General features: G+C 68.7%; 23 protein-coding genes. All 23 read left to right on the top strand.

Translation table 11 applies throughout. The features are described from left to right. Positions 1-7 precede the first annotated feature (7 nt). The 23 genes from RBS60_RS10030 (at position 8) to RBS60_RS10140 (ending at position 26,548) form a co-directional block, all read left to right on the top strand. The gene (locus tag RBS60_RS10030; RefSeq protein ID WP_307957628.1) at positions 8-1,579 is read left to right on the top strand and encodes a diaminopimelate decarboxylase; all 1,572 of its coding nucleotides are present in this window, start codon (positions 8-10) and stop codon (positions 1,577-1,579) included. A 78-nt stretch (positions 1,580-1,657) separates the two neighbouring features. Continuing rightward, complete coding sequence (locus RBS60_RS10035; protein ID WP_307957629.1) at positions 1,658-3,028, top strand: homoserine dehydrogenase; 1,371 nt, start codon at positions 1,658-1,660, stop codon at positions 3,026-3,028. Then, positions 3,028-4,188 (top strand): threonine synthase, encoded by a 1,161-nt coding sequence (gene thrC, locus RBS60_RS10040; protein WP_307957419.1) that lies wholly within the window; start codon positions 3,028-3,030, stop codon positions 4,186-4,188. Before RBS60_RS10035 ends, thrC begins: the two co-directional genes overlap by 1 nt. Further along, positions 4,188-5,201: a homoserine kinase gene (gene thrB / locus RBS60_RS10045; RefSeq protein ID WP_307957420.1), complete on the top strand. Its 1,014-nt coding sequence runs from the start codon at positions 4,188-4,190 to the stop codon at positions 5,199-5,201. The genes thrC and thrB overlap by 1 nt, the downstream gene beginning before the upstream one ends. Before the next feature lie 366 nt (positions 5,202-5,567). Next, entirely contained in the window at positions 5,568-7,751 is a 2,184-nt protein-coding gene (rho, locus tag RBS60_RS10050; RefSeq protein ID WP_307957421.1) for a transcription termination factor Rho, read from the top strand. A 93-nt stretch (positions 7,752-7,844) separates the two neighbouring features. Further along, positions 7,845-8,918, top strand: coding sequence for a peptide chain release factor 1 (gene prfA / locus RBS60_RS10055; RefSeq protein ID WP_307957422.1), 1,074 nt, complete (start codon positions 7,845-7,847; stop codon positions 8,916-8,918). Then, on the top strand, positions 8,915-9,967 hold the full coding sequence (locus RBS60_RS10060) for a HemK/PrmC family methyltransferase (RefSeq protein ID WP_307957423.1): 1,053 nt from the start codon (positions 8,915-8,917) through the stop codon (positions 9,965-9,967). The genes prfA and RBS60_RS10060 overlap by 4 nt, the downstream gene beginning before the upstream one ends. A gap of 41 nt (positions 9,968-10,008) precedes the next feature. After that, positions 10,009-10,914 (top strand): L-threonylcarbamoyladenylate synthase, encoded by a 906-nt coding sequence (locus RBS60_RS10065; RefSeq protein WP_374049263.1) that lies wholly within the window; start codon positions 10,009-10,011, stop codon positions 10,912-10,914. Continuing rightward, positions 10,907-12,757, top strand: coding sequence for a glycosyltransferase (locus tag RBS60_RS10070; protein WP_307957425.1), 1,851 nt, complete (start codon positions 10,907-10,909; stop codon positions 12,755-12,757). The genes RBS60_RS10065 and RBS60_RS10070 overlap by 8 nt, the downstream gene beginning before the upstream one ends. Positions 12,758-12,760: 3 nt before the next feature. Then, on the top strand, positions 12,761-14,293 hold the full coding sequence (locus tag RBS60_RS10075; protein WP_307957426.1) for an MraY family glycosyltransferase: 1,533 nt from the start codon (positions 12,761-12,763) through the stop codon (positions 14,291-14,293). 90 nt (positions 14,294-14,383) lie between these two features. Then, positions 14,384-14,896 carry a hypothetical protein gene (locus RBS60_RS10080; RefSeq protein ID WP_307957427.1) on the top strand — a complete coding sequence of 171 codons (513 nt, stop codon included), beginning with the start codon at positions 14,384-14,386 and terminating at the stop codon, positions 14,894-14,896. After that, positions 14,889-15,179, top strand: coding sequence for an AtpZ/AtpI family protein (locus RBS60_RS10085; RefSeq protein WP_307957428.1), 291 nt, complete (start codon positions 14,889-14,891; stop codon positions 15,177-15,179). The genes RBS60_RS10080 and RBS60_RS10085 overlap by 8 nt, the downstream gene beginning before the upstream one ends. An 88-nt stretch (positions 15,180-15,267) precedes the next feature. Next, a complete protein-coding gene (atpB, locus tag RBS60_RS10090; RefSeq protein ID WP_307957429.1) occupies positions 15,268-16,068 on the top strand; it encodes a F0F1 ATP synthase subunit A in 801 nt (266 codons plus the stop codon). A gap of 68 nt (positions 16,069-16,136) precedes the next feature. Beyond that, a complete protein-coding gene (atpE, locus tag RBS60_RS10095; RefSeq protein ID WP_307957430.1) occupies positions 16,137-16,340 on the top strand; it encodes an ATP synthase F0 subunit C in 204 nt (67 codons plus the stop codon). 57 nt (positions 16,341-16,397) lie between these two features. Continuing rightward, a complete protein-coding gene (locus RBS60_RS10100; RefSeq protein ID WP_307957431.1) occupies positions 16,398-16,946 on the top strand; it encodes a F0F1 ATP synthase subunit B in 549 nt (182 codons plus the stop codon). Beyond that, complete coding sequence (locus RBS60_RS10105; RefSeq protein WP_307957432.1) at positions 16,946-17,776, top strand: F0F1 ATP synthase subunit delta; 831 nt, start codon at positions 16,946-16,948, stop codon at positions 17,774-17,776. The genes RBS60_RS10100 and RBS60_RS10105 overlap by 1 nt, the downstream gene beginning before the upstream one ends. A 91-nt stretch (positions 17,777-17,867) precedes the next feature. Beyond that, entirely contained in the window at positions 17,868-19,505 is a 1,638-nt protein-coding gene (gene atpA, locus RBS60_RS10110; protein WP_307957433.1) for a F0F1 ATP synthase subunit alpha, read from the top strand. A gap of 77 nt (positions 19,506-19,582) precedes the next feature. Further along, positions 19,583-20,473, top strand: a complete 891-nt coding sequence (locus tag RBS60_RS10115) for a F0F1 ATP synthase subunit gamma (protein WP_307957434.1) — start codon at positions 19,583-19,585, stop codon at positions 20,471-20,473. A gap of 67 nt (positions 20,474-20,540) precedes the next feature. After that, positions 20,541-21,992, top strand: coding sequence for a F0F1 ATP synthase subunit beta (gene atpD, locus RBS60_RS10120; protein WP_307957435.1), 1,452 nt, complete (start codon positions 20,541-20,543; stop codon positions 21,990-21,992). Position 21,993: 1 nt separating this feature from the next. After that, positions 21,994-22,275 carry a F0F1 ATP synthase subunit epsilon gene (locus tag RBS60_RS10125; RefSeq protein WP_307957436.1) on the top strand — a complete coding sequence of 94 codons (282 nt, stop codon included), beginning with the start codon at positions 21,994-21,996 and terminating at the stop codon, positions 22,273-22,275. A gap of 10 nt (positions 22,276-22,285) precedes the next feature. Further along, on the top strand, positions 22,286-22,717 hold the full coding sequence (locus RBS60_RS10130) for a DUF2550 domain-containing protein (protein WP_307957437.1): 432 nt from the start codon (positions 22,286-22,288) through the stop codon (positions 22,715-22,717). A gap of 7 nt (positions 22,718-22,724) precedes the next feature. Continuing rightward, entirely contained in the window at positions 22,725-24,044 is a 1,320-nt protein-coding gene (locus RBS60_RS10135; RefSeq protein WP_307957438.1) for an alpha/beta hydrolase-fold protein, read from the top strand. Continuing rightward, positions 24,041-26,548, top strand: coding sequence for a DUF2156 domain-containing protein (locus RBS60_RS10140; RefSeq protein ID WP_307957439.1), 2,508 nt, complete (start codon positions 24,041-24,043; stop codon positions 26,546-26,548). Before RBS60_RS10135 ends, RBS60_RS10140 begins: the two co-directional genes overlap by 4 nt. The last annotated feature ends 129 nt before the right edge of the window (positions 26,549-26,677 follow it).

Consider the following 26,677-nt stretch of genomic DNA (forward strand, 5'->3'; position numbering starts at 1 on the left):
GGCAGACCTGACTTCAGAGGGGGCGTCGCCGCTCGCCCCCGAGTGGCTCGCCGTCCCCGCGGACCTCAACAGGCTGGTGCCGGAGCTCTGGGCGCACGACGTCGCGCGGCGCCCCGGCGGCGGCGTCGCCTCCGGGGAACTGGCGGTCGGAGGCCTGGGCGTCGGCGACATCAAGTCCGCGTACGGCTCGCCGGTGTTCGTCCTGAGCGAGCCGGACTTCCGGGCCCGCGCACGTGCCTTCAAGACCGCCTTCGATGCCGCGTTCGCGGACATCTGCGGGGGAGTGGACGTCTACTACGCCGGCAAGTCGTTCCTGTGCACGGCCGTCGCGACCTGGGTGCGCGAGGAGGGGCTGCGGCTCGACACGGCCTCCGGCGGCGAGCTCGCCGTCGCGGAGCGTGCCGGGACGCCGGGCGAGCTCATCGGACTGCACGGGAACAACAAGTCCGACGCCGAGATCCGACGCGCGCTCGACTACGGTGTGGGCAGGATCATCGTGGACAGCCTCGACGAGCTCGAGCGCGTGGCGCGCATCGCCGCCGAACGCGGCACGGACACCCCCGGGGCCGTGGATGGCACCGAGGCAGCGCGTGCCAAGGTCATGCTCCGGCTGACCCCGGGCATCCACGCCCACACGCACGAGTTCATCGCGACCGCGCACGAGGACCAGAAGTTCGGCCTCTCGATGGCGCCGGGCACCGCAGGTACAGGGTTCAGCGGCTCGGGCTTCGATGGCGAGACTGGGGCTGGCACAGCGAGCATGGCCGAGGAGGCCGTCGCGGCGGCCGCGGGCCACGACAGCATCGAGCTCCTTGGCGTCCATTGCCACATCGGCTCGCAGATCTTCGAGCCCGAGGGCTTCGAGGCCGCGGCCCTGCGGCTCATCTCATTCGTCGCCGCCATGCGGGAGGCCTACGGGGTCGGGCTGCCCGAGATGGACCTCGGCGGCGGCTACGGCATCGCCTATGTGCCGGGGGACGCGCCACGACCGCCGGCCGAGATCGCGACGGCGCTCGCCGCCGTCGTGCGCGACGCGTGCGCGCGGCACGGAATAACCCCGCCGCGGATCTCGATCGAGCCCGGCCGCGCGATCGTGGGTTCGACGACGTTCACGCTGTACGAGGTCGGGACGGTCAAAGACGTAGTCGTTGATGTGCCAGTCGTTGATGTGCCAGTCGTCGATGCACCGGACGGTGCGACGCCGGGCCTGACCGCCGTGCGGCGCTACATCTCGGTTGACGGCGGCATGAGCGACAACGCCCGCCCCGTCCTGTATGACGCCGACTACTCGGTGGTCCTCGCGAACCGGACCTCGCACGCCGCGGCGCAGCTCACGCGCGTGGTCGGCAAGCACTGCGAGAGCGGCGATATCGTGGTCCGCGACGCCTACCTTCCCTCGGATGTGCGAGCGGGCGATCTGCTGGCGGTCCCGGGCACCGGCGCGTACTGCTGGGCGCTCTCGAGCAACTACAACTACCTTGCCCGGCCCGGCGTTCTGGCCGTCCGGGACGGCGCGGCCCGCTGGATCGTCCGTGGAGAGACCGAAGACGACCTGCTCTCCCGCGACATGGGCGTGTAGCCCGTGAGGGACGAGACAGTGAGCGAAGAGACAGAGGGAGAGACGATGACGGAAGCGGCGGACACGGTCACGCGGGCGATGGCCGAGGGCAGCACCCTCACCGAGGCGCCCCGTGTGCTGAGGGTTGCACTGCTGGGCGGCGGGACGGTCGGATCCCAGGTGGCGAGGATCCTCCTCGACGACGCCGAGGCGCTGGCCGCCCGGGCGGGCGCACGGCTCGAGCTGGTCGGGATCGCGGTGCGCAACGTCGATGCGCCCCGTGACGTCGAGCTGCCGCGTGAGCTCTACACGACGGACGCAGAGTCCCTCGTGGCGTCCGCGGACCTCGTGATCGAGCTCATGGGCGGCATCGAGCCGGCGCGTACGCACATCATCGCGGCCCTGCGCCGCGGTGCCTCCGTCGTGACGGGCAACAAGGCCCTGCTCGCCCAGGACGGCGCAACGCTGTTCGACGAGGCGGACGCGCACGGCGCCGAGCTCAACTTCGAGGCCGCTGTGGCGGGTGCGATCCCCATCATCCGGCCGATCCGTGAGAGCCTCTCGGGCGACCGCATCACCCGCGTGCTGGGAATCGTCAACGGCACCACCAACTTCATCCTGGACGCGATGGACACGACGGGCGCGCAGTTCGAGGACGTCCTCGCCGAGGCCCAGCGGCTCGGCTACGCGGAGGCAGATCCGACGGCGGACGTCGAGGGGCTCGACGCCGCGGCGAAGGCTGCGATCCTCGCCTCGCTCGCGTTCCACACGCGGGTGACGCTCGAGGATGTGCGCTGCGAGGGCATCACGGGCGTCACCGCCTCGGACATCGCCGCCGCCCAGGACGCCGGGATGACCATCAAGCTCCTCGCCATCGCCGAGCTTGTTCCGGCCGGCGCCGCGGGCGACGGGGTGAGCGTGCGCGTCCACCCGACGCTCCTGCCGGCCAAACACCCGCTCGCGGCCGTGCGCGGCGCCTACAACGCCGTCTTCGTCGAGGCAGAGAATGCCGGCGCCCTCATGTTCTACGGCGCGGGCGCGGGAGGTGCTCCGACGGCGTCGGCCATCATGGGCGACGTCGTCACGACCGCACGCCGCATCATCGCGGGCTCCCCGGGCCGCGCCGGAACCACCCGCACCCTGCCGATCGTGGGCCTCGAGTCCGTCACCACGAGCTACAGCATCGGGCTCGAGGTCGCCGACGAGCCCGGCGTGCTTTCGCGTGTCGCTCAGGTGTTCGCGGACCACGGCGTCTCGATCGAGACGATGCGGCAGAAGCTGGAGCAGAAGATCGGCCGCGGCGATGTCCTCTCCGCAGCCGAGGAGGGCACCCCCGGTGCCGGCCGAGCAGAGCTGCGCTTTGTGACCCACCGGGCCTCGGAGGCCGCGCTCGCGGCGACCGTGGCCGACATCAAGAACCTCGACGTCGTCGAATCCGTGACGAGCGTCCTGAGAGTCGAAGGAATCTAGTGGCCCACCAGTGGCGCGGAGTCATCCGCGAGTATGCAGACCGCCTGCCCGTCACCGAGTCCACGCGTGTCATCACGCTCGGGGAGGGCGGCACCCCGCTCGTTCACGCACAGAAGCTCTCCGAGCTGACGGGCTCGACCGTCTACCTCAAGGTCGAGGGCATGAACCCGACCGGGTCCTTCAAGGACCGCGGCATGACCATGGCGATGACCGCCGCGGTCCAGGCCGGGGCGAAGGCCGTGGTGTGCGCCTCGACGGGCAACACATCCGCGTCTGCCGCCGCCTATGCGACGTCCGCGGGCCTTGCGTGCGCCGTCCTCGTGCCAGAGGGCAAGATCGCCATGGGGAAGCTCAGCCAGGCCATCGCGCACGGCGCCACCCTGCTGCAGGTGGACGGCAACTTCGACGACTGCCTCGAGATCGCGCGGAAGCTCTCCGACTCGTACCCGGTCTTCCTCGTCAACTCCGTCAACCCGGCGCGTATCCAGGGCCAGAAGACGGCGGCCTTCGAGATCGTCGACGCCCTCGGCGACGCCCCGGACATCCATGTGCTGCCCGTCGGGAACGCCGGCAACATCTCCGCGTACTGGAAGGGCTACAAGGAGTACGCGACGGAGACGACCTACTCGTTCGGTGCGGACGGCAAGGACAGCCAGGACGGCGCGGAGCACGACGCCGCCCACGAGCGCACGCTGCCCGCTGTCTCCACGAAGCTCCCGGTCATGTGGGGCTTCCAGGCGGCCGGCGCTGCCCCCTTCGTCGCCGGGCACCCCATCACTCACCCCGAGACGATCGCGACCGCGATCCGGATCGGCAACCCGGCCTCGTGGGACACGGCCGTCGCCGCGCGCGACGAGTCCGGCGGGCTCATCGACGCCGTGACGGACGGCGAGATCCTCGCCGCGCACCGCTGGCTGTCCGCGAAGGAGGGCGTGTTCGTTGAGCCGGGCTCGGCCGCGTCCGTCGCTGGCCTGATAAAGATGCACGAGGGCGGCAGGGTCCCCACTGGCAAGACGATCGTGTGCACCGTCACCGGCCATGGCCTCAAGGACCCGCAGTGGGCCCTCCGCACCGCCGACGGCGGCGAGGTCGTTCCCGTCAAGGTGAGCAACGACGTCGTGAGTGTCGCGGACGCACTGGGGCTGGAGTCCGGCGCCTGATGACAGCTTCGAGCGAGCCGCGCGTCGGGACAGCACTGCGCCCCGTGGCGCCGGGACAGCGCGTCACGGTGCGCGTCCCGGCGACCAGCGCCAACCTCGGTCCCGGCTATGACAGCCTCGGCCTCGCCCTCGCCCTGTATGACACGGTGACCGTCGAGACGACCGACGACGGCGCGCTCTCGTTCGATCTCGCCGGTGAGGGCGCCGACACGCTCCCGCGCGACGGGAGCCATCTCGTGGTCCGGACGCTCGACGCCGCGCTGGCCCGCCTCGGCTACGCGCGCTCGGGGCTCGCGCTCACCGCGGACAACGTGAGCCCGCATGGCCGCGGCCTCGGCTCGTCAGCCTCCGCAACGGTGGCGGCGGTGCTCGCGGCGGCTGCCCTCGTCGAGCCGGAAGACCGCCCCGACCGCGCGTGGGCACTGCAGCTGTGCAGCGAGATCGAAGGGCATCCCGACAACGTGGCCCCGGCCATCTTCGGTTCGCTCGCGCTGTCCTGGCAGGACGGCGAGGCCTTCCACACGGCGGTCGCCGAGGTGGCGCCCAGTGTGGTGCCGATCGTCGCGATTCCGGACTTCGAGCTCTCGACGGAGCTAGCGCGCTCCCTCCTCCCCTCGTCGATTCCGCACACTGCGGCCGCGGCGAACTCGGGCCGGGCCGCGCTGCTCGTGCACGCCCTGACGAAGGAGCCCTCGCTGCTGCTGCCGGCCACCGAGGACTATCTCCACCAGAGCTACCGCTCGGGCGCCATGGAGCCGAGCGCGCGTCTCATCGGGCAGCTGCGGTCCGAGGGACATGCGGCGGTCGTCTCGGGTGCCGGCCCCACGGTTCTGGCCCTCGCGGACGGCGAGGAGGAGGCGGACGAGGTGCAGGGCGCCGTCGAACGCTTCACGGGGTATCTGGCCGAGGGGCTGTTCGATGCGGAGCAGGGCGGCGAGTCTGTGACACGCTGGCGCGTGCTGCGTCTCGCCGTTGACCGCGAAGGTGCTAGAGTGGACGTGCATCCACGGTAAATCAGCGGTAAATCTGCTCAGTGGTGAATCTCCCCGGCGAATCTCTTCAACGGTGAACCCGGTGATTCTGCGCATTCGTGATTCTTCAGGCCACACTGTGAGGGCATGCTGCGCAACCCCAGTCCAGCTTTCCGTCAGGGATGCCGCCCCTCCAGCGCTGCAGCCGGTCTGGCTGCCTGCGGTCGATCCGCACGCAGGCCCAGACACGATTCAGGACCTCGCACGCTCGGGGCGGGCTGAACTACTCAGGCCCTGCCTGGCCATCAGGCCCCGCAGGCCACAGCCTGGCCGCCGCTCCAGTCGGCGGCCACGACCACGATGCGCCGGCTCTGCAATGCCGGCGTTTCGACTCCGGAAGGACCATCCGTGACACAGACCACTGAGCTGAACCCAGCAGTGGAAGCCTCCTCCGCGTCCGAGTCCAAGGGAATCGCCGGCCTCAAGCTCGCGCAGTTGCAGGCCTTGGCATCCCAGCTGGGCATCACCGGTGGATCCCGCATGCGCAAGGGCGACCTTGTTACCGCGATCACCGCCCACCAGAAGGGTGAGCCCGTGGGCCGCCCGGCCGCGCGCCGGGCCGCTCCCACCACGACCGAGACGCCCGCCGAGCTTCCGCTCCCCGAGACGGGCACAACTGTGCAGGCGGCGCGTACGGCGCAGCCGGCACGGACTGCGGAAACGGCCGACGAGGCCTCGGAGACCGGGGCGGCGCCTTCCCGCACGCGCGGCCGGGCCCGGCGTCGCGCCGGCAGCGACGGCGTCGTGACGCCCGGAGCCGCGCCGGCCGCCGAGGAGGCAGCCCCGCAGGTGGAGGCCGCCCAGGCCCCTGCTGCGCCGCAGGCCGAGACCCACACCGAGGCTCCGGCCGAGTCCGGGACGCGCCAGAGCCGCACCCGCTCCCGCAACCGCCGCCCCGAGTCCGGCGAAGCCTCGGCCGAGACGGCGCAGGCTCCCCACGGGGACGCCGCAGAGGCTCCCTCGCACGAGCGCGGCCAAGCGGTTGGCACCACCGAGGCCCCCGCTGAGGGCGCCCGCCAGGACGAGCCCGGCGAGGGCCGGAACCGACGTGGGGACCGGACCCAGCAAGACCGCCAGCAGGACCGCCAGGGCGGCCAGCAGTCTGATCGCCAGGACCGTCAGCAGGACCGGCGCCGCGACGAGTTCGAGGGCGAGGACGGCGGTTCGCGCCGTTCGCGCCGGAACCGTCGTGGCCGCGACCGTGACGACGTTCAGGGCCAGCAGGGGAACCGGAACGACCGCTTCCGCGACCGCAACGAGCGCATGCGCGACCGGAGCGGACGCCGCAACGCCGGCCCAGAGGTCGACGAGACCGAGGTGACCGAGGACGACGTGCTGCTTCCCGTGGCGGGCATCCTCGACGTCCTCGAGAACTACGCCTTCATCCGCACGTCCGGCTACCTCCCGGGCCCGAATGACGTCTACGTCCCTCTGACGCAGGTCAAGAAGTACGGCCTGCGCAAGGGTGACGCCGTAGTCGGTGCGATCCGCGCCCCCCGCGACGGCGAGGAGAACCAGAACCAGAATCAGGGCCAGAGCCACGGCGGCCGCCAGAGCCACAGCAATCGCCAGAAGTTCAACGCCCTCGTCCGCGTCACGAGCGTCAACGGCAAGAGCCCCGAGGAGATGAAGGGCCGCGTCGAGTTCACCAAGCTCGTACCGCTGTACCCCTCCGAGCGCCTGCGCCTCGAGACGGACCCGAAGAAGATCGGCCCCCGCGTGATCGACCTCGTGGCCCCGATCGGCAAGGGCCAGCGCGGCCTCATCGTCTCGCCGCCGAAGGCCGGCAAGACGCTGATCCTGCAGTCCATCGCGAATGCGATCACCATCAACAACCCTGAGGTCCACCTCATGATGGTGCTCGTGGACGAGCGCCCTGAAGAGGTCACGGACATGCAGCGCTCGGTCAAGGGCGAGGTCATCGCCTCGACGTTCGACCGTCCGGCCGAGGACCACACGACCGTGGCCGAATTGGCCATCGAGCGTGCCAAGCGGCTCGTCGAGATGGGCATGGACGTCGTCGTGCTCCTCGATTCGATGACCCGCCTCGGCCGTGCGTACAACCTCGCCGCGCCGGCGTCGGGACGCATCCTCTCCGGCGGTGTCGACTCGGCCGCGCTCTACCCGCCGAAGCGCTTCTTCGGTGCGGCGCGCAACATCGAGAACGGCGGCTCGCTCACGATCCTCGCCACGGCGCTCGTCGAGACCGGGTCCAAGATGGACGAGGTCATCTTCGAGGAGTTCAAGGGCACCGGCAACATGGAGCTCCGCCTGTCCCGCCAGCTCGCGGACAAGCGCATCTTCCCGGCGGTGGACGTCAACGCGTCCGGTACCCGCCGCGAGGAGAACCTGCTCTCTCCGGAGGAGGTCCGCATCATGTGGCGCCTGCGCCGCCTCCTCTCGGGCCTCGACACGCAGCAGGCCCTCGAACTGCTCACGTCGAAGATCCGCGAGACGGGCTCGAACGTCGAGTTCCTCCTGCAGGTGCAGAAGACGACTCTCGCGTCCAAGTCGGAGAGCGACAAGCACTAGCGCCCCGCCCACGGCGGCCGGCCCCGGACACCACCGGCGCCGGCCGCCGTCGTCGTTCGTTGAACACACCCACCCCCTGACGAAAGGCCCCACATGTTCGAGTCCGTGCAAGGACTTCTGGACGAGCACGCCGAGCTCCAGAAGCAGCTGAGCGATCCCGCGGTCTACCAGGACCAGGCGCTCGCGCGGAAGCTCGGACGTCGTTCGGCCCAGCTGAACGGGATCGTCGAGGCGTACAACCGCTGGAAGACACTCGGCGACGACCTCGAGGCCGCGCGCGAGATGGCCGCCGAGGACCCCGAGTTCGCGGCCGAGGTCCCGGACCTCGACGCGGCACACGAGGAGGCACAGGAGAAGCTGCGCCGACTCCTCATCCCGCGCGACCCCAACGACGCCCGCAACGTGATCCTCGAGGTCAAGGGTGGCGAGGGCGGCGACGAGGCTGCCCTCTTCGCGGGCGACCTCCTGAGGATGTACACCCGCTACGCGGAGTCGAAGGGGTGGAAGACGGAGATCCTCTCCTCGACCGAGTCGGACCTCGGCGGCTACAAGGACGTCCAGGTCGCGATCAAGGGCTCCTCCAACGATCCGGCGGAGGGTGTGTTCGCCCACCTCAAGTTCGAGGGCGGTGTGCACCGCGTCCAGCGCGTGCCCGTGACGGAGTCGCAGGGCCGTATCCACACGTCCGCCGCGGGCGTGCTCGTGTTCCCCGAGGTGGACGAGCCGGAGGAGATCGAGATCAGTCAGAACGACCTCAAGATCGACGTCTACCGCTCCTCGGGCCCGGGCGGCCAGTCCGTCAACACGACCGACTCTGCTGTGCGCATCACCCACCTCCCCACGGGGATTGTCGTAGCGATGCAGAACGAGAAGTCGCAGCTGCAGAACCGCGAAGCGGCGATGCGTGTGCTCCGCTCGCGCATCCTCGCGCACCAGCAGGAGCAGATCGACGCGGAGAACGCCGACCTCCGCAGGTCCCAGGTCCGCACGATGGACCGCTCCGAGCGCATCCGCACGTACAACTACCCGGAGAACCGCATCGCGGACCACCGCACCGGGTACAAGGCGTACAACCTCGACGCCGTCATGAACGGCGATCTCGGCCCTGTCATCACCTCGTGCATCGAGATGGACGAGCAGCACCGCCTCGACGCGATCGGCGAATGAGCACACCGTCGGCCGGATTGGGGCCGGTGGGTGACCCCGAGGACCTGGGTGCGGCGCTGCGGCGTGCTGCCGCCATCCTCGCCGAGGCCGGGGTCCCGAGCCCGCGCGTGGACGCCGAGCTCCTCGCCGAGCACCTGCTCGCCCGGCAGCCCGACGGCGGGGGGCTCGGCGGCGGTGGCCTCGGCCGCCTCAGGGCGCTCGCCATCACCGGAGCCCGGGTGCCAGAGGGATTCTGGGACCTCGTGGCCGAGCGCGCCCGCCGCGTGCCGCTCCAGCACCTCACGGGGACCGCGCACTTCCGCCGACTCGCCCTCGCGGTGGGCCCGGGTGTCTTTGTGCCGCGGCCCGAGACGGAGGGGGTTGTGCAGGTCGCGCTCGACTGGATAGCCCAGCTTTTCCCGGACGCCGTCACCCCGGAGCCTGCAGGGTCAGGGTCCGGCTCGGGTCAGGGATCGGCGACGCCGTCGGATCGTGAGTCGGCGCACGACGCCGGCCGGTCGCCCCGCGCCGCCCGCTTGCACCAGACGGGTCCCGTCGTCGTCGACCTCGGCACCGGATCCGGCGCCATCGCCGCCTCGATCGCGCACGAGGCGCCGGGCGCCGTCGTGCACGCTGTCGAGTTGTCCGATCTTGCGCACGCGTGGGCTGCCCGGAACCTCGCGCTTCCCGAGGCCGGAGGACGTGTGCACCTGGTCCGCGGCGACCTGCGGACGGCGTTCAGGGAACTCGACGGGTCGGTGGACGTAGTCGTCTCCAACCCGCCGTACATCCCGCCGGACATGGTCCCGAGGGAACCGGAAGCCGCTCTGCACGATCCCCAGATGGCCCTCTACGGGGGCGCGGAGGGCGGTCTTGAGCTGCCTCTCGCCGCCGCCGTGACGGCCGCCCGGCTGCTGGTCCCGGGAGGCTTCTTCGTCATGGAGCACGCCGAGGTCCAGGCTGAGCGGATTGCCGAAATCCTGGGAGCGAGCCCGTCCTGGACCCACGTGCAGCGCCACAACGACCTCAACGGGCTCCCGCGCGCCACGAGCGCAGTCCGGGCCGCCTGAACGTCGAGGGGCACACCGGAGCCCGTGGAAGAATGGACGCCGTGACCACCGCGACGTACAACTGCACCGATCCGCTACAGCGCGCCGAGGGCCTCGCCCATGCACAGCGCGCGATCGCCCAGAAGCAGTGCGTCGTGATACCGACCGACACGGTCTACGGCATCGCAGCCGACGCGTTCTCTGCCCAGGCGGTCGCGACGCTCCTGGCCGCCAAGGGCCGTGGCAGGTCGATGCCGCCGCCCGTCCTCATCCCCAGGCTCCAGACGATGGACGGCCTCGCTACCGAGGTCCCCGCGGGGGGCCGCGCCCTCGCCGAGAAGTTCTGGCCCGGCCCGCTCACGCTCATCCTCCACGCCCAGCCGTCGCTGACCTGGGATCTCGGCGAGACGAAGGGAACGGTGGCCCTCCGCATTCCCGATGACGAGCTTGCCCAGGCCCTCCTGACGATCACAGGCCCCCTTGCCGTGTCGAGTGCCAACCGCACGGGCCAGGCGGCGGCGCAGACAGCCTCCGAGGCCCGCGAGCAGCTGGCCGAGAGCGTCGAGGTCTACCTCGAGGAGGGCTTCCGGCCCGTCGAAGGGACCGCGGAATCCGGAGGCCTCCCCTCGACGATCGTGGACTGCACGGGGGAGCGGCTGCGCGTGGTGCGCCAAGGCGCCCTGAGCCTCGACGCGATCCGCGAGATCGTGCCCGACGTCCTCGGACTCGGCGAGGAGCCTGAGACGCTGACTGAGCCTGAGGCAGCCCAGGATCCGCTGACGCTGGCGAAGCCTGAGGAGCAGTCCGAGCCCGAGGTGCCTGCCCGGGTCGAGCCCGCACAGGCCGAGGCCGAAGCCGCCCAGGACGAGCCCGCCCAGGACGAGCCCGCTCCGAGCGATCCCGTGGTGCCGGCCGAGCCGGTAGTGCCGACCGAGCCCGAGAACGTCAAGGGGCAGCCGCGTGACTGATCCCCGCTCGACTCGGGTTGTCGCTGTCATGGTCAGCTACAACCGGCGGGAGCTTCTTGCGCGGTCCCTCGCAGCCATCGCCGCGGGCGACCGACTGCCGGACGCCCTGGTGGTGGTAGACAACGGCTCGACCGACGGTTCGGCCGACTATGTCGCCTCGCTCACGATGCCGTTCGAGGTTGATCTCGTTCACCTCGCCGAGAACACCGGCGGTGCGGGCGGATTCACCATGGGCATGGCCACGGCGCTCGAGAAGCACAGCCCGGACCTCCTGTGGGTCATGGACGACGACACCGTCCCCCGGCCGGCCGCGCTCGCTGAGGCCGTGCGCCTCTGGGACGCGTGCACCGAGACGGACAAGCCGGCCTTCATCGCGAGCCGAGTTGTCTGGTCCGACGGTCGTGACCACCCGATGAACACGATGCGCGACAGGTGGGATGCCTCGCCGGTCGACCGGCGATTCGCCGCCGCGCACCGAGCGCGGGTCGTCCGCTCGGCGTCGTTCGTCTCGCTCTTCGTCTCCGCTGACGCGGTCCGCGCGCTCGGCCTTCCGGTGGCGGACTACTTCCTCTGGAACGACGACTTCGAATTCACCGCCCGGCTCGCGCGTCGTCGGCTGGGGCTCGCAAGCCTCGATTCGGTCGTCGAGCACCATACGAAGATCTTCGATTCGTTCACGGTCGATATCGGCGAGCGATTCCGGTTCGAGGTGCGCAACAAGATCTGGACGTTCTTCCGATCGCAGGCGCTCGCGCCCGCCGAGAAGGTGCTGTACGGCGGGTCGACCCTCCGCCGCTGGGGTCGGATGGTCGCCGGCAGCCCGCGGCCCGGCGTCGTCCTCAGATCCGGCCTCCTCGGGCTGCGGGAGGCCGTCGCCCACCCACCGCGGGCGAATGACGCGGTGCTCGCTGGGGTCGGCGGGCTGCCCCGCGGCGCGGCCCACGCCGACCCGGAGGCAGCCGGGTCCTCCGACGACCCGGCCCACCCCGGGTTCTCCGTCCTCCTTCCTGTCTACGCGGGCGACGACGCCACCCGCGTGCGCAGGGCGCTCGAGTCCGTCACGGCTGACCAGACCGTGCCGCCAGCACAGGTGGTCATCGTGCGGGACGGCCCGGTCAGCTCCGACATCGAAGCTGTCCTTGCGGATGCCGAGCGTGACGCACGCTTCCCGGCTGAGGTACTCCGGCTTCCGGCAGGCGTCGGACTGGCCGATGCGCTCGATGCTGGCCTGCGGGAGTGCCGCCACGATGTCGTGGCCCGGATGGACGCCGACGACGTCTCCGTCCCCGAGCGGTTCGCGCGCCAGCTTGCCCTCATGGCTGCCGGCTACGACATCGTCGGGTCGGCGATCGCCGAGATCGGGGACGACGAGTCCCACCGGATCGCGAGCCGGCCCGTTCCGGCCACGCACCGCGAGATCATGGCGCAGCTCGGGTTCCGGACGCCGTTCAACCATCCCAGCGTCATGTACCGAGCATCGGCGGTCTCTGCGGCCGGGGGCTACCGGGGCGTGCCGGACATGGAGGACTACTGGCTGTGGGCCCGCATGCTGCACCGCGGCAGCCTCGGCGCCAACGTCCCCGATGCGCTCGTGCTGTACCGCGTGAGCGACGGCGCCTACGCGCGCCGCGGGGGCCAGCGCATGCTGACCGCTGAGCTGCGCCTCCAGCGGCGCATGCTCGCCGCCGGCTATATCACTGGACTCACCTTCGTCCGGAACATGCTGGTGCGCGGGATCTACCGGCTGGTCCCGACGCGGGTACGGCGCCGCGGCTACCGCGCTGCCTTCACCGAGCACCCGGACATGTCCGGGAACAGAACCGCCGGGAAAGCGGCCTGCTGAGCCATGTTCATCTACCTCCTGGTGGCCATGCTGGCCGCCGTCGTCACCTACGCTGCCACCGGGGTGGTCCGGGCCGGAGCGCTCCGGCTCGGCATCGTCTCCCCGGTGCGCGAGCGCGACGTTCACACACGAACTGTGCCGCGGCTCGGTGGACTCGCCATGTTCGCCGGATTCGCGGTGGCCTTCGCGGCGGCCTCGCAGACCTTCTGGCTACGGTCGATCTTCGTCGAGACGGCCCAACCGTGGGCCGTGCTGTGGGGAGCAGGCGTGATCGTCGTCGTCGGCGCTATCGACGACATCGTGGATCTCAACAGCTGGGTCAAGCTGTGCGGCCAGCTCGTGGCCGCCGCGATCGTCGCAGTGTGGGGGCCCCGTGTGACCTTCCTGCCTCTCGGGGCGCTCCCGGTGACCGAGGAGTGGCTCCAGATCGGGCTCACGATGTTCCTCATCGTGCTGACGGTCAACGCGATCAACTTCGTCGACGGCCTCGACGGGCTCGCCGCAGGAGTGGCGGCCATCGGCGGCCTCGCGTTCTTCATCACGGCCTACTGGGTTCACCGCAACGCGCTGCTGCCCAATTACACCGACCTCGCGACGCTCCTCATGGCATTGCTCATCGGCATCTGCCTGGGGTTCCTGCCGCACAACGTCAACCCCGCGAAGATCTTCATGGGTGATTCGGGGTCGATGCTGCTCGGGCTGCTCATGGCCACGGGTGCCGTGGTCGCGACCGGCCAGATCGGGTCGGGACTCTACGACCGCGCCGAGGGCATCCCGGCCTACTTCCCGGTGATCCTGCCGATCGTGGTCATGTCCCTGCCGTTCCTCGACCTCGTGCTCGCCGTGCTGCGCCGCACCACGAGCGGACGCTCGCCCTTCTCGCCGGACCGGGAGCACGTCCACCACAAGCTCCTCGACCTGGGCTACACCCATCGGCAGGCCGTCGCCGTGATGTATGTCTGGGCCGCGTTCGTCGCGTTCGGGGGTGCGGCCTACGCCTTCGTGCCGTGGATGCCGCTCACGCTCGTCAACCTCATTGTCCTGCCCACCGTGGCGTTCCTCACGATGCACCCCTGGGTTCGGCAGACGGTGGGAAATCCATCGTCGCGGCCCACATGGCTGCACTGGAGCCTGTGGGTCCCGCGCTTCACCCTGCCCTTCGTGGCGAGTCTCGCCACGGCGACTGCGTTGGGCTTCACGGGGCTCGCCAACGGGGGAGTGGCCTTCCTCTACTCGACCTTCCTCGGGCTCGGCATCGCCGTTCTGTGCGGCGGTGCGCCGGTGGTGATCCTCCACTTCGCGGCGCCGACCCTGCCCTTCACCGGCAGGACCCTCATCGCGGATCTGCTCATGAAGCTCGCCGCCCTGGCCATCGCTCTCTTGCTCGTCGGCATCCCCGGGTGGGCCAAAGCCGAGTGGTACTGGTTGTCGCTCGTAGCCTGCGGGGCCGTGTGGCTCATGGCCCAGGCCCTGGTGGCGCTCGCACAATGGCGCCCGACGGCGCCGGGGCGCCGGGCGAACCGGGTCGGGGCTTGAGTTCTATCCTGTGTAGAATAGGCATGCACCCACCCTCCACGCCGGCGACCTGGCAGCAGGTCACCGGCGATCTGGCATGAAATGGACCCTATGACGCATCCACACGGCTTCTCAGGCCGTCCTGGCGTCGGCGGTTCCGCAAGCCACGGCTCGCCGTGGCTCCGCCTCGCAGCCCAGTGCTCGGGGGCGTCCGCGGGGGCCGCAGCAATCCTCGCGATCGTGGCGTTTGCCACAACCGGCGCTGGCGCCGGGGGCAGCGTGCTCTTCTCGGCGGCAATCGTCATCGTCTTCTTCGCCCTGAGCCTCATTGCGGGCCACCTCGCGGGCCGCAACAACCCCTCGGGTGCGATCGGCGTCTTCGCCGTCGTGTATGCCATCAAGATCTTCGGGTTCGCTGCGCTCCTGCTGTGGCTCGGCAAGCCCGCGTGGATTGTCGGCCCGTGGTTCGGGGCGTCCGGGATCGTGACGGTTGTCGTGTGGCAGGCGGTCGAGGTCTTCGCCTTCAGCAGGCTCAGGCTCCAGATCTTCGACGACGCACCGGCGGCTTCGGCCGACCGAGGCGACGCCCCGTCGTCGTCCGAGGAGGGCGATTCGCATGACTGAGAAGACCCCTCCGAAGGGGCCTGCCGGCAAGCCTGAGAGCGATTCCGGATACAACTCCGGAATGGCCGTCTTCAGCTATGTAATTGGCGGGATCGTAGTCTGGAGTTTGATAGGGTGGGGGCTGGACAATCTCCTGAAAACGCACTGGCTCGTGCTCGTCGGTGCACTGGTGGGGATTGCAGGCGGCATCTATCTGACCATGAAGCACGGGCTCCTGACGCACACCAAGGGTCCTGCCGAGCCTCAGGGCCCAGGGGACCGCGCCGACGAGGACAGCCGCTGATGGAGCACCCAAAAATTTCACATGTGGGGGTCGAAAGCTACTCGCCCCGGCATCTGCCCGATGATGGACACTGCAGAGAGGAAACGCGTTGACCCCGCTCACGCTTCCGGCCGAAGACTCCGGCGCTTTCACCCCGCCCACTCTTGAGGACATGCACCTCCCGGCAATCTTCCCGTGGGGCGAACATGACGGCTTCTCGAAGCAGATGCTCATGGTCCTGCTGTCCGTCGTCATCATCGCCTGGTTCTTCCTCGCCGCGTCCCGCAAGGGACAGCTCGTGCCGGGCAAGCTCCAGTTCGCCGGGGAGTACCTCTACGGCTTCGTGCGCAACTCGATCGGCAAGGACATCATCGGCGGGCGCGACTTCATGAAGTTCGTGCCCCTGCTGTTCGCCCTCTTCTTCTTCATCCTGGTGAACAACATCTACGGCGCGATCCCGTTCCTCCAGCTGCCCACCATGTCCCACGTGGGCGGCGCGTACTTCCTCGCTGGCCTCGTGTACGTCACGTGGATCGGGGTTGGGCTCAAGAAGTTCGGCCCGAAGTTCATCAAGCTCACGGTCGTCCCGTCCGGTGTCCCGTGGTTCATCATGCCGATCGTGGTGCCGATCGAGATCATCTCGAACTTCATCGTCCGCCCGATGACGCACAGCCTCCGACTCTTCGCGACCATGCTCGCCGGGCACCTCGTCGTCGCCCTCGCTGGCTCGGGCATCGCGTTCCTCATCGAGCAGGAGAACGTCCTGCTCAAGGGAGCTTCGATCCTCGTCCTTGCCGGCGCCACGGCGATGTACATGCTCGAGGCCTTGATCATGGTCCTGCAGGCCTATGTCTTCACCCTGCTGACCGCGATCTACATCCAGGGCGCGCTTCACGCCGACGCCCACTGAGAATTCCCCCTGAAGGGGGATGAACCGAACACGAAAATCGCCCCTTTGGGCAACCTGAAAGGAACACAATGACCGGCAACATCAACCTCGTCGGGTACGGTCTGTCTGCCATTGGCGGTGCCATCGGTGTGGGCCTCGTCTTCGCGGCCTACATCAACGGCGTCGCCCGCCAGCCGGAGGCGCAGCGCGTGCTCCAGCCGATCGCCTTCCTTGGCCTCGCACTGACCGAGGCGCTCGCGATCCTCGGCCTCGTGTTCGCCTTCGTGCTCTGACCCTTTTCCCACAAGGCACACTCAGCCAGAACCGAGTAGAGAGGAGGGGTGCACCACATGCATCAGTTCATTGTTCGTGCCGCCACTGAGGGCGCGAACCCGCTCATGCCCAACTGGTGGGAAATCCTGGTCGTCGCCGTCGGCTTCGCCATCCTGCTCTGGATCGTCGTCCAGTTCGTCGTTCCGGCGTTCGAGAAGACGTTCGCCGAGCGCGCGGAGGCCATCGAGGGCGGCATCGCCAAGGCCGAGAAGGCCCAGGCGGAGGCATCCGCTGCCCTTGAGGAATACAAGCAGCATCTCACCGACGCCCGTGCCGAGGCCAACCGCATCCGCGAGGAAGCCCGCGCCGAAGGCGCGCAGATCCTGGCGGAGCTCAAGGAGAAGGCCGCCGCTGAGGCAGCCCGTATCACCGAGCAGGCACACGTCCAGATCGAGGCCGAGCGGCAGCAGGCTGTCGCCTCGCTCCGCGCCGAGGTCGGCACGCTGGCCACGACGCTCGCGGGCCGCATCGTCGGCGAGTCACTAGACGATGATGCGCGATCTGCCCGCGTGGTCGATCGCTTCCTCGCGGAGCTCGAGACCCAGAACGCGGGTGCGGTGAAGTAATGGCAAGAGCATCGAGCGAATCGCTGGCCGCCGCGCTGGCGGACCTGGAGACCAAACTGCCCACGGCCTCGCTGTCGCTGGCACGGGAGCTCTTCAGCATCCTGGGTGTCCTTGACGGCTCCGCCGGCCTCCGCCGCGCGCTGACCGATTCGTCCCGTGAGGGCGCGGAGAAGTCGGCACTCGTGCACGGTCTGCTGGACGGCAAGGCGAGCTTCGACGCCGTCGAGATCACGGCCAGCCTGGCCGCCTCGCGCTGGGCCGATGCCCGCGATGTCAGCGATGCACTCGAGACCCTTGCCTCGACCGTGGCGATCGCCGTGGCCGAGCAGGGCGCCGGTGCAGATGGCCACGGTGGACTGGAGAAGCTCCAGAACGACCTGTTCGCCTTCATCAGCACGGTCGAGTCGAACCATGACGTGCAGGCAGCCGTAACGGACCAGCAGGCCCCGGAGGAGGCGAGGCGCGCACTCGCGCTCCGCCTTGTTCCGGGAGCCTCCGAGGAAGCGAAGCTTCTCATCGGGCAGGCAGTGACGGCTCCGCGCGGCGCCAAGCCAACGGCCCTCGTCGAGAAGTTCGCTTCTCTCGCCGCCGGACGCCAGAAGCGCTGGATCGCCGACGTCGCCGTCGCGCGCCCCCTCTCGGAGGCGCAGACCCAGCGGATGCAGGCGGGGCTCAACGGCCTCTACGGGCGCGAGCTCAAGATGAACACGACCCTGGATCCGTCGCTCGTCGGCGGCGTCCGCGTTTCGGTCGGCGACGAGGTGCTCGATGCCTCGACGGTGACTCGGCTTGGCGAGCTGCGTCGTCAGCTCGCAGCTCAGGCACGCTGAGGCAACAGCACACTTCGTATCAGACAATTCGGTCATCGCAGGCAGTACGGCTCTTCGATGACCACGAGACTCAAGAGAGCAGGACTGCAAGATGGCCGAATTGACCATCAATGCCGACGACGTCCGCAGCGCGCTGAACGACTTCGCGGCTTCCTACGAGCCTGGCACGGCTGATCGCGTCGAGGTCGGCCATGTCACGTCTGCCGGTGACGGCATTGCCCGCGTCGAGGGCCTCCCCTCGGTGATGGCGAACGAGCTCCTCCGTTTCGAGGATGGCACGCTGGGCCTCGCCCAGAACCTCGACGTCCGCGAGATCGGCGTCATCATCCTCGGCGACTTCGGCGGCATCGAGGAGGGCCAGGAGGTGCACCGCACCGGCCAGATCCTCTCCGTGCCGGTCGGCGACGCCTTCCTTGGCCGCGTCGTGGACCCGCTGGGTGCCCCCATCGATGACCTGGGTCCGATCGCGGCCGAGACCACCCGCGCGCTCGAGCTCCAGGCTCCCGGCGTCACGCAGCGCAAGTCGGTCCACGAGCCGATGCAGACCGGCCTCAAGGCCATCGACGCGATGATCCCGATCGGCCGCGGCCAGCGCCAGCTCATCATCGGTGACCGCCAGACCGGCAAGACGGCCATCGCGGTCGACACGATCATCAACCAGAAGTCCAACTGGGCCTCGGGCGACGCCACGAAGCAGGTCCGCTGCATCTACGTCGCGATCGGCCAGAAGGCCTCGACGATCGCGGCTGTGCGCCAGACCCTCGAGGACCATGGTGCTCTCGAGTACACGACGATCGTGGCCTCCCCGGCGTCCGACCCGGCGGGCTTCAAGTACCTTGCCCCCTACGCCGGCTCGGCCATTGGCCAGCACTGGATGTACGGCGGCAAGCACGTCCTGATCATCTTCGATGACCTCTCGAAGCAGGCCGAGGCCTACCGTGCCGTCTCCCTCCTCCTCCGCCGCCCGCCGGGCCGCGAGGCGTACCCGGGCGACGTCTTCTACTTGCACTCCCGCCTGCTCGAGCGCTGTGCCAAGCTCTCGGACGAGCTCGGTGCGGGTTCGATGACCGGCCTGCCGATCATCGAGACCAAGGCGAACGACGTTTCGGCGTACATCCCGACCAACGTCATCTCGATCACCGACGGCCAGATCTTCCTCCAGTCGGACCTGTTCAACGCGAACCAGCGCCCGGCGGTCGACGTCGGCATCTCGGTTTCCCGCGTGGGCGGCGCTGCCCAGGTCAAGGCGATGAAGTCGGTCTCCGGCACGCTCAAGCTCGACCTCGCGCAGTACCGCGACATGCAGGCCTTCGCGATGTTCGCCTCGGACCTCGACGCAGCGTCCCGCCAGCAGCTCACCCGCGGAGCCCGCCTCATGGAGCTGCTCAAGCAGGGCCAGTACTCGCCGTACCCGGTCGAGGAGCAGGTCGTGTCGATCTGGGCCGGTACGCGTGGCTACCTTGACGACGTCCCTGTCGAGGACGTGCGCCGGTTCGAGGTGGACTTCCTCGACTACCTCAAGCGCAAGACGTCGATCCTGACGACCCTTGCCCAGACCGGCAAGCTCGAGGACGACACCGTCGAGGCCCTCAAGACCGCTGTGGCGGACTTCAAGGTCGGCTTCTTCGGCGAGGGCGACAGCCAGCTGGTCGGCGCCGGCCACGAAGAGCACGAGGCTCTTCCCGAGGGCGACGTCAACCAGGAAAAGATCGTCAAGCAGAAGCGCTGATTCCCTGCGTCTGACTGGGCGGGCCGGAGCCCACGGCACCGGCCCGGCCAGTCAGCGAGGGTGAGGAAAGGACAAGAATGGGAGCCCAGATCCGGGTCTACCGCCAGAAGATTGCCTCGACATCGTCGATGCGCAAGATGTTCAAGGCGATGGAGCTGATTGCTACCTCCCGCATCGGCAAGGCGCGCGCCCGCGTGGCCGCCTCCCTGCCGTACGCGAATGCCATTACTCGCGCCGTTTCTGCTGTCTCCTCTTCGTCCGAGATCGACCACCCGCTGACCACCGAGCCCACCCAGGTGCGGCGCGCGGCAGTGCTGGTCCTCACGGCAGACCGGGGCCAGGCCGGCGCCTACTCGGCCAGCATCATGAAGCAGGCCGAATCGCTTGTCGAGCTCCTCCGCGGAGAGGGCAAGGAGGTGGCCACGTACCTCGTCGGCCGCAAGGGCCAGGCCTACTTCGACTTCCGCAACCGCGACTATGTGCGGGTGTGGACCGGCGGAACCGACAACCCCGATTTCGCAACCGCGCGGGAGATCAGCAAGGTCCTCCTCGAGGCCTTTGCCGCGCGTTACGAGGACGGCGGGGTCGACGAGATCCACGTCGTCTATACCCAGTTCAAGTCAATGGTGGTGCAGGAGCCTACCGTGATCCGCCTGCTTCCCCTCGAGGTCGTCGAGGAGAACGCTGCGGACGCGAAGGAGATCCTGCCGCTCTACGAGTACGAGCCCGAGCCCGAGCAGGTGCTGGACGCCCTGCTGCCGCGGTATATCGAGTCGCGGATCTTCGCGGCCATGCTTCAGGCCGCTGCGAGCGAGCTCGCCTCGCGCCAGCGGGCCATGAAGAACGCGGGCGACAACGCCACGGATCTGATCAAGAAGTACACGCGACTGCGCAACACCGCCCGCCAGGCGGAGATCACGCAGGAGCTGACTGAGATCATCGCTGGCGCCGATGCGCTCAACGCCTGAGCGCACGGTCCGTGCGAGCACCCACCGATAGACTGATTACACGCCATCTACTGAAGAAGTGAGAGAGATGACTGCCACTGCCTCTGAAGCGGTTGCGACCGCTGGCGCGACGGGCCGCATTGCCCGCGTGATCGGGCCGGTTGTCGACGTCGAGTTCCCGGCCGACGCGATCCCGGCGATCTACAACGCACTGACGACGACGATCACCCTCGGTGACCACACCCGCGAGATCACGTTCGAGACCGCGCAGCACCTCGGCGACAACCTCGTCCGCGCCATCTCGCTGCAGGCCACCGACGGCCTGGTCCGCGGCACCAAGGTCGTCGACACGGGCGCCCCGATCTCGGTCCCCGTGGGCGACGGCGTCAAGGGCCACATCTTCAACGTCCTCGGCAAGCCGCTCGACGTTGCAGAGTCGGAGATCAACGCGTCCGACCACTGGCCGATCCACCGCAAGGCACCGTCCTTCGCCCAGCTCGAGGGCTCGACCGAGATGCTCGAGACCGGCATCAAGGTCATCGACCTCCTCACCCCGTACATCAAGGGCGGCAAGATCGGCCTGTTCGGTGGTGCTGGCGTCGGCAAGACCGTGCTCATCCAGGAGATGATCACCCGTGTTGCCCGCAACTTCGGCGGCACCTCGGTGTTCGCCGGTGTTGGCGAGCGCACCCGTGAGGGCAATGACCTCTGGGTCGAGATGGAGGAGGCCGGCGTCCTCAAGGACACCGCGCTCGTGTTCGGCCAGATGGACGAGCCGCCGGGCACGCGCCTCCGCGTGGCGCTCTCGGCGCTGACCATGGCGGAGTACTTCCGCGATGTGCAGAACCAGGACGTGCTGCTCTTCATCGACAACATCTTCCGCTTCACGCAGGCGGGCTCCGAGGTGTCGACCCTTCTGGGCCGCATGCCTTCGGCCGTTGGCTACCAGCCGAACCTCGCCGACGAGATGGGTCTCCTCCAGGAGCGCATCACCTCGACGCGCGGCCACTCGATCACCTCGATGCAGGCGATCTACGTCCCGGCCGATGACTACACCGACCCGGCTCCGGCGACGACGTTCGCACACCTCGACGCGACGACCGAGCTCTCCCGCGAGATTGCCTCGCGTGGCCTGTACCCGGCCGTTGACCCGCTGACCTCGACGTCGCGGATCCTCGACCCGCAGTACATCGGCCAGGCGCACTACGACACGGCCGTGCGCGTCAAGCAGATCCTCCAGAAGAACAAGGAACTGCAGGACATCATCGCGATCCTCGGTGTCGACGAGCTCTCGGAAGAGGACAAGATCGTCGTTGCCCGTGCCCGTCGTATCCAGCAGTTCCTCTCGCAGAACACCTACACGGCGAAGCAGTTCACCGGCGTCGAGGGTTCGACCGTGTCCATCAAGGACACCATCGAGGGCTTCACGGCCATCTGCGACGGCGAACTGGACCACGTGGCTGAGCAGGCGTTCTTCAACGTCGGTGGGCTCGACGATGTCGAGCGCAACTGGGCCAAGATCCAGGAGCAGACCAAGTAGCATGGCTGAGCTCGAGGTCGAGATCGTCGCGGCGGACCACTTCGTGTGGTCCGGCCCGGCGAAAATGGTCAAGGCCCGCACCGCGGACGGCGAGATCGGGATCCTTCCGGGACACACCCCGGTCCTCGCGATCCTGCATGCGGGCGAGATTGAGATCGAGCCGGTCTCCGGCTCGAGGATCACTGCGACGGTCGACGGCGGATTCTTCTCCGTCGATTCGGACCGCGTCGTGATCGTCGCCGACAACGCCCAGATCGGCGAATCGGCCGCGGGGACTCGTTAGCAAGACCTCGATGGACGATTCCGCCATTCCGTTCGTCGTCCTGGCAGTGGTCTTCCTGCTCCTCGTGGCGATGCTCTGCACTCTCGGGGTGCGCCGCTTCGTTCTGCGGCGCACTCTGGGGACGGTGGATGCCTCCATCTCCAAGGCCTCCGGGCCCTGGCGGATGGGGGTTTGCCGTTATCAGGACGCAGAACTCGAATGGTTCAATCTGCTCTCCCTGAGTCCGGTCGCAGGGCACCGGTTCACGAGGAGCTCGCTTGAGCTCCTCGGGCGGAGGGCACCCACGGAGGCCGAACGGACTCGCGTGCAGGCCGACGTGGTAGTGGTCGAACTGCGTTATCTGGGCGAGAGCGTGCGCTTCGCCATGGACTTCAGCGCCTACGCTGGACTCGCTTCGTGGCTTGAGGCCGGACCGGTCATCGGCGTCGGAACCTGGCGCTGACCCCGCCATGGACTGGTTCTACGACCTGAGGCTCGTCGATGGTCCTGTCGCCGTGGCGTGCTGGACTCTCGGTGTCGCGGGGACCGTGTTCCTCGTGGGCCTGGTCCTCCTCAGGCGTCCGATAGCGCGCGGCGCGTTCCTGCTGGTGGCGGGTGCTGCGCTGGCGGTCACGGTGACCCTCACCGTTCACTGGCTGCTCGTGGACATCCTGAACGTCTTCCCCGAGGACCTCCCGGGCGACGTCCTCTTCTCGTCCGCCTTCGGCGTCCTCGGCGTCGTGCTCGCTGTCGTCGGAATCGTCCGCCTGGGTCTGACGAGGCGTGTATGGGGCCGGCGGGCCGTGGCCGTCGTCTCTGCGCTGACCGTCGCGCTCCTGTCCGTGCAGCAGATCAACGCGTACTTCGGCCTCAATCTCACCGTCGCGGATCTCGCCGGTGTGGCGGTCAACCGTATCCAGGCCCTCGTACCCACGCTGGAGAGGGCCGGAACGCCCTCAGTTCCCATCGCCTCGTGGAAGGCACCGGACGGACTGCCGGACAACGGCGAACTCCGCAAGGCCCACCTCCCCAACACGGCATCGGGCTTCTCCGCGCGGGACGCGTACATCTACCTTCCCCCGGCGTACTTTGCGACCACGCGGCCTGAACTGCCGGTCCTGCTGCTCATGGCAGGCCAGCCCGGCAATCCGTCGGACTGGCTGGGCGGCGGGCAGCTCCGGATCACCTTGGACCGCTTCGCGGCGAAGCACGGCGGCGTGGCACCCATTGCCGTCGTCGTCGACCCGCTTGGAGCGCCGGGCAACAACACGCTGTGCATGGATACGAAGCTCGGCAAGGCAGAGACGTATCTTACCCAAGACGTTGTCCCCTGGATCAAGGCGCACCTCACCGTGGCGATGGACCCTCGAGAGTGGTCCGCCGGGGGATTCTCCTTCGGCGGGACGTGCGCGGTCCAGCTCCTCGCCAAGCATCCTGAGATCTTCGGCTCCGCCTTGGGTTTCGCCGCCGAGAAAGAGCCGGCGCTGGCCAAGGATCGGCGCAAGACCATCGATGGCGCCTTCGGCGGGGACACCGCGGCCTTCGAGGAGCAGATTCCCGCACACTTCTTCGCTCTAGGGGGCCATGAGGGACAGTTCCTGTTCCTCGCCGCGGGCACCCGTGACACTGACTTCATGGCCCAGGCGGACATCATCGCGGGCCAGGCGCGGGGTGGCGGCGTGGAGGTGCACGAGGAGTTCGTCCCCGGCGAGGCCCACTCGTGGGAGATGATCGCCAAGGCGGTTCCCGTGGGGCTTGACCTTCTGGCGTCACGCTGGAGCCTGCCGTGACCGGGATCAAGTCGCTGGTTTCGGCGCTGAAGGCGGCTCTCCGCGGCGCCCGGAGGGTTCCGTTCACCGTTGGCGTCATCGCGACCCTCTGGATCACGGGGATCGCCACGGGCAGCATCCTCTCCGGTCCCAGCCCTGCCGTCCTCGACATCGTCGGTGGCGACCTCGGGTCGCTGCGCTCGGGCCAGTGGTGGGCCGCGCTGACGTCCATCTTCTTCGTTACGAACCCCCTCGCCTACGTCGCTGCGACGGTCGTGGTCGGCACGCTCGTGCCGGTGGCCGAGACGGCCTACGGCTCCCTCAAGGCCGCGGCGCTGTTCTTCCTCGGGGACTTTGCCACGGTCATGGTGTTCTTCACCGTGACCCAGCTCGCCCGCATCGGCGGCGACGGCTGGCTCGGGTCGATGGTCGAGGACCCTGTCCTCGGCCCGTACCCGGCCGCGGTCTTCACCGCCATGGCAGCGAGTCCCTCGCTCGGCGTCCTCTGGCGGAGGCGCCTGCACACCGCAGTGATCGGCATCGCCGCGATGCTCACGCTGTATGTGGGGCACTCGGAGACCGTCCTCGGGCTCATGGGAGCCCTGCTCGGAATCGTTGCGTCGTGGTGGTCCACGCGCCGGCGCCAGGACGCCCATGTTGTGGTGCCGTCTGTCCGAGAGCGCCGCAACATCCTCGTCGTCATTGTCACGCTTGCAGCGGTGGGCCCTGTCCTCACGGCTCTCACCCGCAGTCCTTCGGGGCCGTTGGCGCTCGTGAGGGACATGGTGCTGAACCCCCTGCCGGTGCTGACCCAGCTGCAGCAGGACTGCGGGGGCACCGTTGATCCCGCATGCCTCCAGGCGGCCCAACCGACCTTCCTCTCGCCCGAGGGATACCTGACCTCCCTCGTGCCCATGGCCATCCTCCTTGTCTGCGCCGAGGGCCTGCGGCGCGGCCGCATTATTGCACTGCGGCTGGCCATCGCGGTACAGCTGGCAGTCGGCACCCTCGCGGTCGGCTACCTTGCCCTGTTCCTGAGGGTGCGCGCCTCGCCGGGGCGGCCCCGCTTCTCGGCCCTGGCCTCGGGATTCGCCCACATCCTGCCCATCGCCCTCACGGCGATAGCGCTCATCGTGGTGCTCTGGCTCAACCGCGACCTGTTCCCGGTCCAGACCGCCCGGGGCATGCGACGTCGCCTGGGCGCGGTCGCCGCCGTGGTGGCTGGCGGCCTCGTCCTCGCCTACACCCTCCTGTGGTGGCAGAGCGGGGGCCTGGGGCGCCGTGATTCGGTCTGGGGCCTCGTGGGAGAGCTCGTCCGGCAGTACCTCCCCTCGCCGATTCCCAGAAGCTACGAGACGCTCTTCAGGAACCGCAGCGAAGCGGAGCTCTGGCTCTTCACGCACAGCGGACTCATCGTGTGGCTCGTGGGACTCGTGCTCGTCGCCGTCGTCGTGCTCCGTGGGCGTCAGTCGCTCGGCGCGCGCGATGACAGCCTGCATCTCGCCCGCAGTCTCGTGCGCAAGGGAGGGGGAACGCTCTCATGGATGACCCTGTGGCCCCCAAACCAGTTCTGGTTCGACGATCATGCGACGGCGGGCCTCGCCTTCCAGCTGCACGGAAGGGTCGCCCTCTCGGTGGCGGGACCGATCGGTGCCCCGGGCCGCGGGCCAGCCGCGGTGGTGGAGTTCATCGGACATTGCGCACGCAATGCGCTCGTGCCCTGCTTCTATTCGCTCTCAGCCGACCTGTGGCCGGTCCTGCGCTCGAGAGGCTTCCACCGGGTCGAGGTGGCGCAGGAGACGAGGCTGAGGGTCCGGGAGCTGGAGTTCGTCGGCAAGGAGTGGCAGAACGTCCGCACTGCGGTCAACAAGGCTGGCAAGCTCGGGGTCCGCGCCGTGTGGACGAGGTACCACCAGCTGTCGCCCGCGCAGCGCCAGCAGCTGAGCGCGCTCTCCGAGGAATGGTCCGCTCAGAAGGCCCTGCCGGACATGGGCTTCACCCTGGGAGGGGTCGATGAGCTCAATGACCCCGAAGTCCTCCTGTGCCTTGCCTCCGACGAGCAGGGAAGGATCCGCGGTGTGACGAGCTGGCTGCCCGTGTTCGAGGATTCCCGCGTGGTGGGCTGGACCCTCGACTTCATGAGGCGCGGCCCGGACTCCTTCCCGGGAGTCATGGAGTTCCTCATCGCGTCGGCCGTGACCGAACTGCGTAGCAGCGTTGACTGGATCTCACTGTCGGGGTCTCCGCTCGCGGCCGATCCGACGGGTGAGCGCGCCGAGGTGGACGCCGGCGACGAACTCCTCTCGCGGCTCCTGAACGCTGTGGGGCACGCCCTTGAGCCCGTCTACGGCTTCCGCTCCCTCGCAAAGTTCAAGTCGCGGTTCCAGCCCGAATACCATGCGCTCTACATGTACTATCAGGATCCTCTCCAGCTGCCCGCCATCGGACAGGCACTGGCCCAGGCCTATCTGCCGGGCCTGACGATGAGGCACCGCATGCGGATCCTGCGCCAGATTGTCAGTTAGCACGGATTGCCGGAAGGCGCGACAATTCGGCACCGCAGATGATTCTTTACATTTCAAGTAAAAAATGAAGGAAAAAAGAGGGGCTCCGGTTCTCCGGAGCCCCTCTAGCGGCTCTAGGCCGATTCAGTC

The sequence above is a fragment of the Sinomonas sp. ASV486 genome (assembly GCF_030908215.1).
Lineage (GTDB): Bacteria > Actinomycetota > Actinomycetes > Actinomycetales > Micrococcaceae > Sinomonas > Sinomonas puerhi.

Excerpts from the sequence above, each read along its gene's own strand:
- RBS60_RS10035 (WP_307957629.1), top strand. The coding sequence starts at position 1,658 with ATGGCCGAGGGCAGCACCCTCACCGAGGCGCCCCGTGTGCTGAGGGTT.
- thrB (WP_307957420.1), top strand. The coding sequence starts at position 4,188 with ATGACAGCTTCGAGCGAGCCGCGCGTCGGGACAGCACTGCGCCCCGTG.
- prfA (WP_307957422.1), top strand. The coding sequence starts at position 7,845 with ATGTTCGAGTCCGTGCAAGGACTTCTGGACGAGCACGCCGAGCTCCAG.
- RBS60_RS10060 (WP_307957423.1), top strand. The coding sequence starts at position 8,915 with ATGAGCACACCGTCGGCCGGATTGGGGCCGGTGGGTGACCCCGAGGAC.
- RBS60_RS10075 (WP_307957426.1), top strand. The coding sequence starts at position 12,761 with ATGTTCATCTACCTCCTGGTGGCCATGCTGGCCGCCGTCGTCACCTAC.
- RBS60_RS10080 (WP_307957427.1), top strand. The coding sequence starts at position 14,384 with ATGACGCATCCACACGGCTTCTCAGGCCGTCCTGGCGTCGGCGGTTCC.
- RBS60_RS10085 (WP_307957428.1), top strand. The coding sequence starts at position 14,889 with ATGACTGAGAAGACCCCTCCGAAGGGGCCTGCCGGCAAGCCTGAGAGC.
- atpE (WP_307957430.1), top strand. The coding sequence starts at position 16,137 with ATGACCGGCAACATCAACCTCGTCGGGTACGGTCTGTCTGCCATTGGC.
- RBS60_RS10100 (WP_307957431.1), top strand. The coding sequence starts at position 16,398 with ATGCATCAGTTCATTGTTCGTGCCGCCACTGAGGGCGCGAACCCGCTC.
- RBS60_RS10105 (WP_307957432.1), top strand. The coding sequence starts at position 16,946 with ATGGCAAGAGCATCGAGCGAATCGCTGGCCGCCGCGCTGGCGGACCTG.
- atpA (WP_307957433.1), top strand. The coding sequence starts at position 17,868 with ATGGCCGAATTGACCATCAATGCCGACGACGTCCGCAGCGCGCTGAAC.
- RBS60_RS10115 (WP_307957434.1), top strand. The coding sequence starts at position 19,583 with ATGGGAGCCCAGATCCGGGTCTACCGCCAGAAGATTGCCTCGACATCG.
- atpD (WP_307957435.1), top strand. The coding sequence starts at position 20,541 with ATGACTGCCACTGCCTCTGAAGCGGTTGCGACCGCTGGCGCGACGGGC.
- RBS60_RS10125 (WP_307957436.1), top strand. The coding sequence starts at position 21,994 with ATGGCTGAGCTCGAGGTCGAGATCGTCGCGGCGGACCACTTCGTGTGG.
- RBS60_RS10130 (WP_307957437.1), top strand. The coding sequence starts at position 22,286 with ATGGACGATTCCGCCATTCCGTTCGTCGTCCTGGCAGTGGTCTTCCTG.
- RBS60_RS10135 (WP_307957438.1), top strand. The coding sequence starts at position 22,725 with ATGGACTGGTTCTACGACCTGAGGCTCGTCGATGGTCCTGTCGCCGTG.